Consider the following 12,543-nt stretch of genomic DNA (forward strand, 5'->3'; position numbering starts at 1 on the left):
AAAAACCAAGTAGTAGCGTGTACCATACGGGAAAACATTAGCACATTACCGTTTCAGGTCAAGTGGAACCGGTGCGCCAGTTTTTTTGTAGAGTTCCGGATCAATGGTGCGAGTAAAACACGTGCGACCAGCACCGTGATTCCACTTGTAATCAATGCCTAGCACTCGTGCCGTTGCTTCATTCGCTATATCCGGCGAAGGAAGCGCAAATGTCGCGCAAAGATCAAACTGCAATGCATTCGTAACAACGTACTCGTAGCCTGCGCCGGTCTCTGGGTCAACCGGGGCAATAAAGCCGCTCACGCTGTCGGTGAGCTCTTCAAGTTTCGTTGGCAATGCTTGCTTCCCTATCCAGTGATTCAATATTTGGACCTGAATTTGTTCAAGGTCACTTACTCGTTGGTCATCGAATTTCCAAGCCCGCTGGGTTGCTGGTGAACCGGCCAAAAAGAAGCCGCCAACAATGCCAGCAATAACGAGAAGCGAAGTAACAAGCGCCAATGGCTTTGCCACCCGATTTTTTACAGAAGCCTCTCGTCGTAAATCCCATAGGTAGTAAAAGAAAACGACACCAGCCACAACCAGAACCGCCAAAACCTTTAGGCCGAAGCGAACGGAAAGTTCACCACCCAGGAAGTTTCGAATAAGCGTGATGAGGTCAATGACAATTGTCAGAGCAGCCACGAACAGCGTAAACGTGAAGAGCCACTTACGAACACGAATTTCTCTTTTTTCTGGGTCTGCTTGCTCTTCCTTACCAAGAAACCACAAAAGGTACACATACACCGGCCAGGCTATGATGAGTGCGGCAATAGCACCATGAATAGTGCTACCGATGGCTCGTCGTGAAGCGTAAAAATCAATTTGGTCCGGAAAGTAAACATTAATAAATTGGAACGCTAACGCAATAATGCTGCCAACGCTCACCATGAGCATTATGACAGCAAACAAGTGGGCAAAAACGTCGCGTGGTGTACTTTTGTTCATAAATTTTTAGATATCCTTTAAGGATAGCACTGAATGTTTTGGTTAGCTACTAACTCACTCAAAGATAAAACCCCTTGCGGGGTTATTACGGGAGTCGGAGTGGTGGCACTGCTGCTGCAGCACTACTGACCGTGTAAACATTCCGACTGTGTCGGAATGAAAGCTATCGTTGGCGGCAGAGGATTCGCCTGATCATCCGATCTGGCGTCGGGTCGTATGACCCAACGAACCTCTGACCTCGTCGATGTCAACGACGCGCTTCCCGCCCGGCACAATGCGAAGCTTTGGACGGGTAACCTCCGCCAAGGGCGCCTGCCCGCCTCTGGAGGGGATCCGCCTCTGGCGGAAACTGAGCTGGTAAAACCTATGCTGCCTCAAATTTTTGGTGGCCCCGCCGTATCGGCGGGACTACTGACGTTTGAAACATTGCAGCGTAGCTGCAATGAAAATTATGGTGGGCGGCAGAGGATTCGAACCTCTGACCTTCACAATGTCAATGTGACGCTCTAACCAACTGAGCTAGCCGCCCACGAAGAATTTGAATACTAAAATGAACTTAGCCGCACTCGGCGTACGGTTTTGTATATCAGTTTTGGCTTTTTTTGAAAAGGAGAAGGGTGGCCGCAGTTGCAACCACCCTTCGTCCCCTCCTGTTTCCTGTTCTCCTTGTTCTTTCGACCTAGGCGAATTGATTGGCCCCGATCTCTTCCTCGACCAGTCGGGTTGACGCCGCCGACCAGAGCGACAACTTGCGAAAGGCGACCATGAGATCCAGCAGTTCGTAGGCAACCACAATCCGCTGAAAACCCGCCTCCTTCATCTTCATGATACCGCCCTGGTTACGGTCGATGAACACGAGGCTAGGCATCGCCATCGCGTCATACCCAGACTCGATCAGTCGCTCGGCGGCCGTCACTTTCGAACCTCCGTTCGTCACGACGTTGTCGAGTGACCAATAGACGTGGCGTTCGTTATCAGCCTCGCCGTTGACCCAGCTCCGGTGGACACCATGATCTTTCGGAACTTCCCTCATGCCCCGATGACACAGGAACTGACCGGCACGAGTTCGGATACCCTCCTTGAAACTTGCCATGGCCGCAGCCTGTGCGAGTTGAGAGCCTGCCACCGGAATGCCGATGACACAGGGCTTACGAACCTCGTCGACGGCTGTGTTCTCGCAGACGAGCTGTGCAAGTTTCATCCCGATCAACCACTCGAACTCGACGTTGTCGGTCATATCCTCTCGACCAAGTACGTAGAAGTTGGACATGACCCCAGACTGGAGTCGCTCTGGCTTTTTGAGATAGCGGACGAATCCAAACTTGGCAAGCCCGATGATGATGTCCAGATCCAGACCACTGAACACCTTTCCTGATGGTACTTCCATGTTGAATATCCTCTTCTCTGCCGACGGCTCCATCTGAGCCGCCGGGTTGACGGTGGTGACCGCTACGCCGCGGCCAAAATGAGTGTCATCTTCTTGTGATAGGTCGCCGCTACCTCTCCCGCTTTCTCTGCATAGTCTGCATCCATCGACGCGCCCGAGATCGCACTCGACAGGTTCACGACGCTGTCAATGGTGCCGTCCGGCAGTCTCGCCCCATCGAGCGACTCAGCGAGCGCACCTTTCTGCTTGCCGATACCCGGAATGAGCAGACGCCCCTTCCAGATCTTCCTGGTCTCGGCAAGTTCAGCCGGGAACGTGGCGCCGGTGACGAGACCGACGTTACCTTTCTCATTCCAGGTCGTTTCGGCCATGGTTGCCACAACTTGGTAGAGCGGCATATCGTACTCCATCACCCCGAGATCCTGGAAGTCCTTTGCTCCCGGATTTGTGGTCCGGCAAAGCACGAAGAATCCAAGATCAGGTCGAGCCACCACGAAATGTTCCAAGCCAGCCTTCCATCCGAGGTAGCTGTGAAGGGTCACCGCGTGCACCCCGAACCAGTCGAGGGCATCAAGATACGCGTTGTTCGTATTCCCGATATCCAACCATTTGGCATCGAGAATCACCAGTGCTCCGGGTACACGCTCGTAGATGTAGTCGATGACCACCTTGAGAGCAGCAACGCCGGCGGTGCCGAACCGCAACCAGAACGCCAGGTTCGGCTTGAACACACGCGTGTAAGGCGCGACCGCATCGACGATGTTCGCGGCGAAAATCACGAGCAAACCCTGCGTTACGAAACGCTGGTCGAGCTCGGCCATAAATGCACGGAGCATTCTCGTCGTCAGCGGCGGCTGGTGTGAAAACCGAGCAGCGCGGACCAACTTCACATTCTTCGAGAGCACCGCCCCGAACGGCGCGGCCATCTCACGGGCGAACTGCTCCTTGACGGCGAGCGGAATGCCGTCCTGAGTCGGGTCCAGCCCCACGCACAAATGCATCTTGGCACTTTGGGCATCTGCCCAGAGGTCGGAAAACGAAATCTCTCGCACGGCGAACTCCTTTGTCAATGAACCGACTATCCGCCAGTTCAGCTGCTGAAACGGGAGTACCTTACCAAATACAATAGTTTCTACAAGTTTATATATCTAATGATTCGCCAAGCTCAAGCGTATGCACGGCAATGCCTTCAGGCTCAAGGATGGTTTGGCACAGTCGAGGTAGTTTGTGCCTCATAAAATCTTTTACAAAAGCGTCATGAATTGGCAACACCGCTTTCGGCTTCACTCCTTTCGCTTTCTCCAAACTGTCCACTATGCGTAACCAAGGCGCTGCTACAGGTAGAGCTAGCAATTCGATGCCTTCGGGAATTGAAAAATCAAGTGAGTCCCCTGGGTGAAAAAGTTTCTTATTGATGAGATACCCAGTGTTGTCTGGTGCCACTGCAGGAATCTGACCGTGCGGCGCGTGGACGGCCTCAACTTGAAAATTCGCTACTTCAAATGTCGTGCCTTCTTTAACCACAGTTGCCGCTAATCCTTCAACAGCCAACACAGCCGCAACTTCAGCGTTCGTATAAATAGGTGCAGTTCGCAAAGCAAGAATGCGGCGCAGTGCGTCCACATCGCAATGATCCGCATGCTTATGCGTAATCAAGATGCCATCAACTGGGCCAATATCTTCTGGCTTTATGAGTCCCTCAATAAAGCAGAAGTCCCCGGGGTCAATAAGTAACCGTTTACCGGCTTCTTCTACAACCAAACAGGAATGTAGGTATTTGCGAATTGTCATGTAATTATCGTATCGCATAAACTACTCGCTTGACTAGCAAAAACAATAGCCTAAAATGACTGCGGTTCCGCTTCCAAACGCCAGCATGAATTAACACATTCACGCTCGCGAAGGAGTCGGAACATGTCATCAACGTATGTTTCTGGACAAGGGTGGGTGCCGGACAGCATCACCTACCCGTCTCAGCCTGACGCCGAACGCATCGTCCGGGTATCTAACGTCCGCAGGGCGCTGGCCGACCTCGAACGAGACTACCGTGAAGGCAACGTGCCTCATTTTGCCCTCTTCTATAGGGCCATTGCTGCAGTAGGCACACTACGGGCTGATTGCCAGGAAAAAAACTGGCGACCAACCGAAGACAACGCAAGAACGCTGTACACGCGTTGCTGCACACTCATCGCGAGAATCTGGTCACGAGAAGATCCTTACGATGTCGAGCTCAAGCTCGCACAAGCACTTCAGGAGTATCTGAACTGATACGCATCGTCGTGCTTCGACCCCACCCCCGCGCGCCCGGCCGAGACTTCCAATCGGCCGGGCGCAACAATTTTAAAATAAAACGGCGAAGGGTATTTCGTGCGACAGGGTACCCCCCCCACGACCAAGAGTTAAATTCTTTTTTGTGCGAGTGAGGAAATTGTGAGTTGATTGGCCGTAGAGCTTTGCTCGCTAATCAACGAAATGATTTTCGAACGACCTTGGCGGAGGGAAAGGAATATTAAGGAAAATCCCTAAAGGGACTTCCTTCGATCGCCGGGTTGGTTTACCTTAAGTGTCTCTGCACCCGCCAGACTCCGTCGCTTCGCTCCTAGAACCCTCGTCGTCCGCCGCGGCGGACTCCTCTTTCAAACCCCTGTTCTTTATTTTCGGTTTTCCACCACAGGCGGATCCGCCCCTGGCGGAGAATAATTCCGCAGTGTAATTAAAACTTTTAATTAGTTTTATGCGAGTGAGGAAATTGTGAGTTGATTGGCCGTAGAGCTTTGCTCGCTAATCAACGAAATGATTTTTGAACGACCTTGGCGGAGGGAAAGGAATATTAAGGAAAACCGGGAGGTTTTCCTTAAAGGTCTCTGCGCCCGCCAGACTCCGTCGCTTCGCTCCTAGAACCCTCGTCGTCCGCCGCGGCGGACTCCTCTTTCAAACCCCTCGGTTTGAATAATTCCGCCGCGGGGAAACTCCCGTTTCCCCGACCCCTTTCCCAGGTTCGAGTCCTTCTCGTCAGCAAACCAAAAATAATACCGGCACAAGGCCGGATTATTTTTGGTGCGCCCGCCAGGACTCGAACCTGGAACCAGTCGTGTATAAGACGACCGCTCTACCAATTGAGCTACAGGCGCATATGTCCGCTACTGTAAAAGAAATTGAGCTGAAAAGAAAGCGCCCCCGTCCTCTCAAAACCTCCTTTGAGAGAGAACGGGGGGCAAACGACCATGGGTACCGACGCATGTTAGCGACGGCTCACACTGACAACGGAATCAAAGTCATACTCACCAAGTCGCTGGTATACGCCTTCAAGCGTCGGTGAGCTGGTTGTCCCAGGCATCGTGGTTTTAATGCCTGCCGCCACTGTTGCAAGGCGCAATCCAGCGTCGAACATCTCACCACCTCGAAGGAATCCGACGAGAAAGTACGCCAGGAAACAATCCCCCGCTCCGGTTGTATGGACGACTGGCCCAGCATCGAACGCCGGTAATGTGAGATGACAATGAGGAGTCCAGAGTTCAGCTCCATCTTTGTCTTTCGTCACAACGACAACCTCTTGCCCGTATCCGTCAACCAAATCAACAATTCGCTGACCCTGACGCTCCCATGCTTCCGCCTCGTGACGGTTCATGATCAACCAGTTGGCGTTGCTGAGTAACGAAATGAACATGTCACTATCTGCGATCAACGCCTGCCTCGGATTGAGTATCCGAAGCTTCGCTGTGTGACCGAGCAGCATTTGGGCAAGACGCACCTCACTCGGATCAGCCATTACGCCAGTAGCGATGCGCACATCGGCAGATATCGAATCGAGTGTCGTCCGTACCTCGGAAGCTTCGAAGTGAACGATTGGCGGCTTCGCTGACAACGCTCGGCCACTCATCGGTTCGACACTGGCGAGCGCATTCTGTGCACGCAACGACAACAGCGTTGCTGAAAGACCCAAACGATCAACTTCCCTACGAAGGTAATCGTCAAACGGATCGTCAGCCGGGCCAACGGCACCGACAAGGTGGGCGGACATACCAGCTCGCCCCAACGCCAGAGCAACATCGGCCGATGTACCGCTGAGTTCCATGTAGTACCCACCAGGGTTCTTCTCCCCGGACGTACCCCGATCATGTTCAGGCCAAACGATGGAGGGATTTACCGAACACCCCACCACCACATCATATTCAGTTTTCAAGGTGCTCCCTCCCGTGTTGTTTGTTCTTGGTACGATTACCTTTCAGTTGGCGAAAGAACGGTCGCCATCTGGAGGATTCTCCCCTCGGCTTTGACCAGAGGAGAAGCCTCAAGACGTTGCAGCGCTTCGCTGAAAGGGATGAACATGCCAGGTGGTTGCTCGTCACTTGGGCAATCACAATCGGCTAAGTAGTAATGGGTCTGTTCAATTATCGTTTCGCCGTATACTTCGCTTACGTGGTGCAGATGGCCGAGGTAACGAATCGGCAAGGCCTCAAGTCCAGCAGCGTGACGTATTCCTCGCACCAATGTTGACTCTAATGTTTCGCCTGGAATGCGCCTCATGCGTGGCAGCTGCCAGGTTGTGCCGTCCTCTGCTTGCATCAAGAAGACACGCTCACTGCCATCAACTACTTGTCGAATAACGGCGCCAGTCGAAATATGGTCTGGTCCGAGGATGGCCAGAATTTCTCGCACAGTGCTTACAGGCGTACCCATAGCTCGTCAAATATAAGGCGTTCTGTGGCGGCCAGGTTACTGTCAGCAACGACCACTGCTCGTAGTTCGCTGTTTGGTGCAACCGTGATAAGCGCAATCTTACCCGGATAAATTAGCTTGTAGGTTGGTGCACTTTCGTCTTGCGTTAACCACTTTCGCTCGTCTAATCCTCTTGTGTCCCCGCCCTTACCAAGGGCAATGACTCGCACCTTCACCCCAGCCGCAATGCGGTCATCAGAATATCGCGGATACATCTCATATAAATGCGGACGAATCGTGGCCGAGGAATAAACGACGTATTCTTTACTCGCACTCACTGCGCTCGTTGCGATGACATCTTTCAAGACTCCTTTCACTGCTACTGCCCCTTCATAATATGCAGTGACTGGTTTGTCAGTTGCGTTATTCAACAGCGCCTTCAACTCTGGAATCATCTCGCTCACTGCAATACCGGTTGTAACAAGCGCTTGCTTCCGAGACTCAACGACATGCAAGAGCTTTGCTGGGTCTTCGGCCACAAAATGCTGTCGTTTCTCTTTATGAAAGTATGAAACAAGTCCAGCCGCAATAAGCTCTTTTAAGATGTCATACGTTGTTCCCCTGTTGAGGCCTGATGCTTCTGCAATGACTCGAACCGCGCTAGGGCCAAGACGGAGTAGTGTCAGGTAAACCAAGGCAGCTTTCTCGCTAAAGCCCAGGGTTTTCAAAATGTCTGAAATTCTTTTACTGTCCATATATTTTTGTTCAAATTTAGTATAGTTTAATAGCTTTTTCTGTCAACTATTTTTCTACACATATTCAATAAATAACAAAAACCTCCTTATTTAGGAGGTTTTTGATGTCAAAATAATTGTATTAAATTTTAGACTGGTAGGCCTGAAAATATTTTGTTCAGTTCTTTTTCTGCGTCTTTGATACTCGCGCCTGGAATAGTAAAGCGAGCTAAAACCTTTGAGCCTACCCCACCCCACTCCTTCGTTAGCTCAACCGCACTGTAATTTGGGTCAGTCTTTAACCAACCACCAATAGCGCCGTCACTACGCTCATAGAGTAAGCCAACCGTCCGAGCGTCGGGCGTTGTTGTAATGAGTTCATCAATTATACCGGGCAACTGTTCTTCCGCAGTGCCTGATTTCTCAAAATCATCTCGAGTAACCAGTGACCAAACGATTCGTCGTTTTTCATCATGCTGCAGTCGTGCCAATACCCGCCCCCATAAACGCAACGTTTTTATGTCATGCGTTCTGTATAAATTCTGCACAATCTCGTCGCGCCGAGCGCCGCGCTGCACGAGCTCCGAAGCTATCATCAGTGCTCGGGGTGTTACTGAACCAGACTTAAAACTTTCTGTCTTGGCTATCATGCCGGCGAGCAACGCCGTCGCGACATCGGCGTCTAAATGATCATCACCCAACGTTTCCAGTAAACGAAATATGAGTTCGGTCGTGGATACGGCCTTAATATCAACCAGGTTTATCTCACCGAACTGTTCGTTCGCGGGATTGTGGTCAATGTTAATGATGGGTGTTTTATAAAAGAAATCGGCATGATCTGTGTACACTTGCCCAAGCGAATTAAGGTCTTGCGTATCCAGCACCACAATGAGGTCGTGATTAGGGTGGACGACCTCAGACCGCACATCCCCAGGCACTACCTCTCCGGCCGAGGGGGCCACAAAAATCTTCAACGTTCCGTTCTCTACCTCATAACGAAAATCCCGCAGCTTCCCACCTTTCGGCGAAATATGAATGACCAAATTTTTTAAACTGCGCCCGTCGCAAACAATTTCGCTTGATTTCGGTAAAAATTTGCAACGGTCAACAGTTGGGTGTGGGCCACCCACCACAATCTCTGCTGGTACACCAAGCTTCTGAAGTACCAAATACATAGCCAAGCATGCCGCCAATGAATCAACGTGCATATCCTGTTTGCAGGTGATAAGCACGCGTTTGGCGCCTTTTAGGCGTTCGAGAATTTGCTGATTAACGTCGAGCATAAATCGCTATAAAAAACCGAAACTCTTGCGTGAAGAGTTCGCTACCCTACCCATTTTTGGGGTGGTTGTCAAGGATTACAATACCCTACTCTTTTGCTTGCCCAAAAGAGTAGGCAGAAAACGGCACCCCCGCTTCAGCACGTACGCGACCATTACCCTTTGGTACGGCTAGCCGTGAACTCCTCGGTACCCTCGTTAAACAGCACGGCTAGTTGTCTCCGCACCAAAGGGCCCGTCCCTGGCGTGCTTACGCTATGGTTTATTAGAAACCCATAGGCTCGAGGTAAGGCATGGAAGCGAAGGCTGGTTTGTAGACCCGAGTCGTACTGTTCGAGCCTGAGCGTCAGTGAAGGCGAGTTTACGACTCGCAACCAGCCGGAATGAACCATGCACACAACTCGAGCCGAGGGCGGGTTTTCTTTCGCCCCTTTCTTTGCCCGCACAAAGAAAGGGGCAATTTCTCACCTTGAAAAATGGTCTAAAAACTGAGATACTTTTCGATACTATGCAGGAAACAAGCAGCACAACAGAAGCAAACGAATTGCTGCCAAAAACCTACGACCCATCAACGGTTGAAACGAGCGTGTACGAAGCGTGGGAGAAAAGTGGCGCATTTTCTCCAAAGGAAGGTAATGCTGAGCCGTTTGTCATGAGTCTCCCACCACCGAACGCGACCGGCACCCTACACCTTGGGCATTCAGTCATGCTCTCTATTCAAGATGTCCTGGCTCGTTATCACCGTTTGCGAGGTGAGCCAACACTCTGGGTGCCCGGCACCGATCACGCCGCCATTGCGACGCAGAACGTTGTTGAAAAACAAATCTGGGAAGCGGAAAAGAAAACGAGGCACGACATTGGTCGAGAAGAACTCCTCAAACGCATCGACGCATTTGTTGTTGGTTCGCAAGACACGATGCGGAAACAAATGCGGCGTATGGGTGCCTCGCTCGATTGGTCGCGTGAACGCTTTACGCTGGATACCGGCCTGTCGCGATGCGTATCGCTCGTTTTCAAAATGATGTACGACGACGGCCTCATCTATCGAGGCAACCGTATCGTGAATTGGTGCACTCGCTGTCAAACAACATTAGCTGACGACGAGGTAAACTATAAAGAAGAGCAGGTCCCCTTTTACCACTTCAAGTTCGGACCATTTAGCATCGGCACGGTTCGTCCGGAAACAAAATTGGGCGACAAATATGTCGTCGTGCACCCAACAGACGAACGCTACATTGAGTATCACGGCCTCAAAAAAACCATTCCGTGGATTAGCGACGACGTTGAAATGACAGTACTCGCAGACGAAGCGGCCGACCCAACAATGGGTTCTGGTGCCATGACCATCACGCCGCAACATTCCTTTGTTGACTTCGATATAGCCGGTCGGCACAACCTTACCGTAAACGAAAATATCATTGGGCTAGACGGCACCCTGACATCCGCCGCTGGTGAATTCGCTGGACTCACTGTGAAAGAGGCACGTAAAAAATTCGTGGAGATTCTTACGGCCAAAGGTTTAGTTGAAAAAATAGACGAAGATTACGTTCACAATGTTTCGGTTTGCTACCGTTGCGCTACACCTGTGGAACCACTCGTTTCAAAGCAGTGGTTCGTTGCCGTGAACAAACCATTTAAATTGAAGAGAAACACTTTAAATTATAAAAAAGACAGTCTGGTTACGCTTAAGGTCCTTTGCCTTGCTGCGGTAAATGATGCAGACCCTGGACTTAGTGTTGACGACGAGTTTCAAAGAAACGTACGTGACCAAATTTTATTTGAACAATTTTCTAAGCCCGAAGTTACAGAGCTTCGCTCTAAGCAGGCAATTAACATTATACCGGAGCGATTTCAAAAAATTTATCTGAATTGGATTACAAATTTGCACGACTGGTGCATCTCCAGGCAAATCTGGTACGGACATCGGATCCCGGTTTGGTATGATATAACCGATCCAAAAAATGAGAACGGCATTTTTCATTACAGAAGCGGGATTGTTTTCAAACTGTTTGATACTGAAGCAAACACCTTCTTAACATGGAGCCAAGACGCCTTAAAGAAAGGTGAATCTATTCCTACGTGGGCTCAATTTGGAGAAGTAAGAATTATTAACTTCGCAATGGCCAATCTTCTTAATAAAAATTTTGGCTTGAGCTGGACTGATATAAAAGCTGACGCAGAAGTAAAAACACATAATTTGCCAGACAAAAGCGAGATTGTAACACAAAAAATGTACTCTCTTGATTCGAAATATATCCAAGACCCAGACACGCTCGACACATGGTTCTCGTCTGGTATGTGGACGTTCTCAACACTGCTCAGTAGCGACGGCGACACAGCGACGTTAGACAGCTGGCGAGAAACATCACCCGACGTAAAACGGTTTCACCCAACAACAGTCCTTGAAACAGGCTACGACATTATCTTCTTCTGGGTTGCCAGGATGATTCTCATGACCACGTATGCACTGAATGAAGTGCCGTTTAAAACCGTGTACCTGCACGGGCTGGTAAAAGATCGCGAAGGTCGCAAGATGAGTAAGTCGCTCGGTAACGGCATTGATCCCATTGCGATGATTGAAAAGTATGGGGCCGACTCGCTACGTCTCTCTATGGTTGTCGGCACGACACCAGGAAACGACTTCCGCCTCTTTGAAGAAAAAATCGCCGGCTACCGAAATTTCGTAAACAAACTTTGGAATATTAGCCGCTTTATTCTCACCACCACCAAAGCTACAACAGCTGCCCCAACCCCAACCACTACGGCTGACCACTGGATTCTCGCCGAGTTCGCAGAAACAAATCGTCTGGTCACAACGCACATCGAAGCATTCCGGTTTTCTGCGGCTGCCGAAGCCCTGTATGAGTTCACCTGGGCCAAACTGGCTGATTGGTACGTTGAAGTTGCAAAAATTGAAGGTGCGAAAGATGCCATCTTGCGTTCCATTCTCAAAGATTTACTCATCCTCTGGCACCCGTTCACCCCGTTTATTACCGAACACCTTTGGGCAAAACTGCACACTGAACCGAGTCAACTTATTTCTTATGAGTGGCCGAAACCATTGGAAGGCGCGAGCACCGAAGAACATCAAAACTTCCAATGGCTTCAGGCAATTATTACCGCGGCTCGTGACCTCCGCCAGGAACTAGGCAATGCACCGGGCGTAACCGTGTACCTGCTCTCTAGTAACAGCACACTCGCCGCCAGTCCGCTTATTCAAAAAATGGCTCGGGTGGAAGTCTCGCTGGTCACTGAACTGCCCGAGGCGGCAACGCTTCGCCGCACTGTGCCTACTGGCACTATCGCCGCCATCCCCTCAGTAGCTTCTAAGACCTTACGAGACGAAGAACGAATTGAGCTTGAACGCTATATTGCTTTGCTTGAAAGCCGCCTCGAAGACGAGGCGTTCCGCTCTCGGGCGCCGGCTGCTATTGTAAAGAAGGAAGAGGAACGCTTGCACGACGCCAAAGAACGTTTTAACAGTCTTATTGGCTAG

General features: G+C 50.7%; 10 protein-coding genes and 2 tRNA genes. 2 read left to right on the plus strand and 10 right to left on the minus strand.

What is annotated here, in order from left to right; genetic code table 11:
* Positions 1–45: 45 nt before the first annotated feature.
* The 5 genes from WC052_03225 to WC052_03245 form a co-directional block, all read right to left on the minus strand.
* Positions 46–987: a DUF5671 domain-containing protein gene (locus tag WC052_03225; GenBank protein ID MFA7286644.1), complete on the minus strand. Its 942-nt coding sequence runs from the start codon at positions 985–987 to the stop codon at positions 46–48.
* Between the two features lie 452 nt (positions 988–1,439).
* Positions 1,440–1,516, minus strand: a tRNA-Val gene (locus WC052_03230).
* Positions 1,517–1,666: 150 nt separating this feature from the next.
* A complete protein-coding gene (locus WC052_03235) occupies positions 1,667–2,374 on the minus strand; it encodes a hypothetical protein (GenBank protein MFA7286645.1) in 708 nt (235 codons plus the stop codon).
* 62 nt (positions 2,375–2,436) lie between these two features.
* On the minus strand, positions 2,437–3,426 hold the full coding sequence (pyrF, locus tag WC052_03240; GenBank protein ID MFA7286646.1) for an orotidine-5'-phosphate decarboxylase: 990 nt from the start codon (positions 3,424–3,426) through the stop codon (positions 2,437–2,439).
* Positions 3,427–3,514: 88 nt separating this feature from the next.
* On the minus strand, positions 3,515–4,165 hold the full coding sequence (locus WC052_03245) for an MBL fold metallo-hydrolase (protein MFA7286647.1): 651 nt from the start codon (positions 4,163–4,165) through the stop codon (positions 3,515–3,517).
* Between the two features lie 123 nt (positions 4,166–4,288).
* On the opposite strand from WC052_03245, the gene WC052_03250 reads away from it, so the two are divergent.
* Positions 4,289–4,642 carry a hypothetical protein gene (locus WC052_03250; protein ID MFA7286648.1) on the plus strand — a complete coding sequence of 118 codons (354 nt, stop codon included), beginning with the start codon at positions 4,289–4,291 and terminating at the stop codon, positions 4,640–4,642.
* 787 nt (positions 4,643–5,429) lie between these two features.
* Here WC052_03250 and WC052_03255 read toward each other — a convergent pair.
* The 5 genes from WC052_03255 to WC052_03275 all read right to left on the minus strand — a co-directional run bounded on the left by WC052_03255 (position 5,430) and on the right by WC052_03275 (position 9,050).
* A tRNA-Ile gene (locus WC052_03255) sits at positions 5,430–5,505 on the minus strand.
* Between the two features lie 110 nt (positions 5,506–5,615).
* Complete coding sequence (locus WC052_03260) at positions 5,616–6,557, minus strand: carbohydrate kinase family protein (GenBank protein ID MFA7286649.1); 942 nt, start codon at positions 6,555–6,557, stop codon at positions 5,616–5,618.
* 35 nt (positions 6,558–6,592) lie between these two features.
* Complete coding sequence (locus WC052_03265) at positions 6,593–7,054, minus strand: NUDIX domain-containing protein (GenBank protein ID MFA7286650.1); 462 nt, start codon at positions 7,052–7,054, stop codon at positions 6,593–6,595.
* Positions 7,039–7,788: a helix-turn-helix domain-containing protein gene (locus WC052_03270; GenBank protein ID MFA7286651.1), complete on the minus strand. Its 750-nt coding sequence runs from the start codon at positions 7,786–7,788 to the stop codon at positions 7,039–7,041. Before WC052_03270 ends, WC052_03265 begins: the two co-directional genes overlap by 16 nt.
* Before the next feature lie 128 nt (positions 7,789–7,916).
* Positions 7,917–9,050, minus strand: coding sequence for a DHH family phosphoesterase (locus tag WC052_03275; protein MFA7286652.1), 1,134 nt, complete (start codon positions 9,048–9,050; stop codon positions 7,917–7,919).
* Between the two features lie 505 nt (positions 9,051–9,555).
* On the opposite strand from WC052_03275, the gene WC052_03280 reads away from it, so the two are divergent.
* A complete protein-coding gene (locus WC052_03280; GenBank protein ID MFA7286653.1) occupies positions 9,556–12,543 on the plus strand; it encodes a valine--tRNA ligase in 2,988 nt (995 codons plus the stop codon).

This window comes from Patescibacteria group bacterium, assembly GCA_041675205.1.
Lineage (GTDB): Bacteria > Patescibacteriota > Patescibacteriia > GWA2-46-9 > GWA2-46-9 > JBAYUF01.

What these genes read in the sequence shown, in the direction of transcription:
- WC052_03225 (MFA7286644.1), bottom strand. Translation starts at nt 987, where the DNA reads ATGAACAAAAGTACACCACGCGACGTTTTTGCCCACTTGTTTGCTGTC.
- WC052_03235 (MFA7286645.1), bottom strand. Translation starts at nt 2,374, where the DNA reads ATGGAAGTACCATCAGGAAAGGTGTTCAGTGGTCTGGATCTGGACATC.
- WC052_03245 (MFA7286647.1), bottom strand. Translation starts at nt 4,165, where the DNA reads ATGACAATTCGCAAATACCTACATTCCTGTTTGGTTGTAGAAGAAGCC.
- WC052_03250 (MFA7286648.1), top strand. Translation starts at nt 4,289, where the DNA reads ATGTCATCAACGTATGTTTCTGGACAAGGGTGGGTGCCGGACAGCATC.
- WC052_03265 (MFA7286650.1), bottom strand. Translation starts at nt 7,054, where the DNA reads ATGGGTACGCCTGTAAGCACTGTGCGAGAAATTCTGGCCATCCTCGGA.
- WC052_03270 (MFA7286651.1), bottom strand. Translation starts at nt 7,788, where the DNA reads ATGGACAGTAAAAGAATTTCAGACATTTTGAAAACCCTGGGCTTTAGC.
- WC052_03275 (MFA7286652.1), bottom strand. Translation starts at nt 9,050, where the DNA reads ATGCTCGACGTTAATCAGCAAATTCTCGAACGCCTAAAAGGCGCCAAA.
- WC052_03280 (MFA7286653.1), top strand. Translation starts at nt 9,556, where the DNA reads ATGCAGGAAACAAGCAGCACAACAGAAGCAAACGAATTGCTGCCAAAA.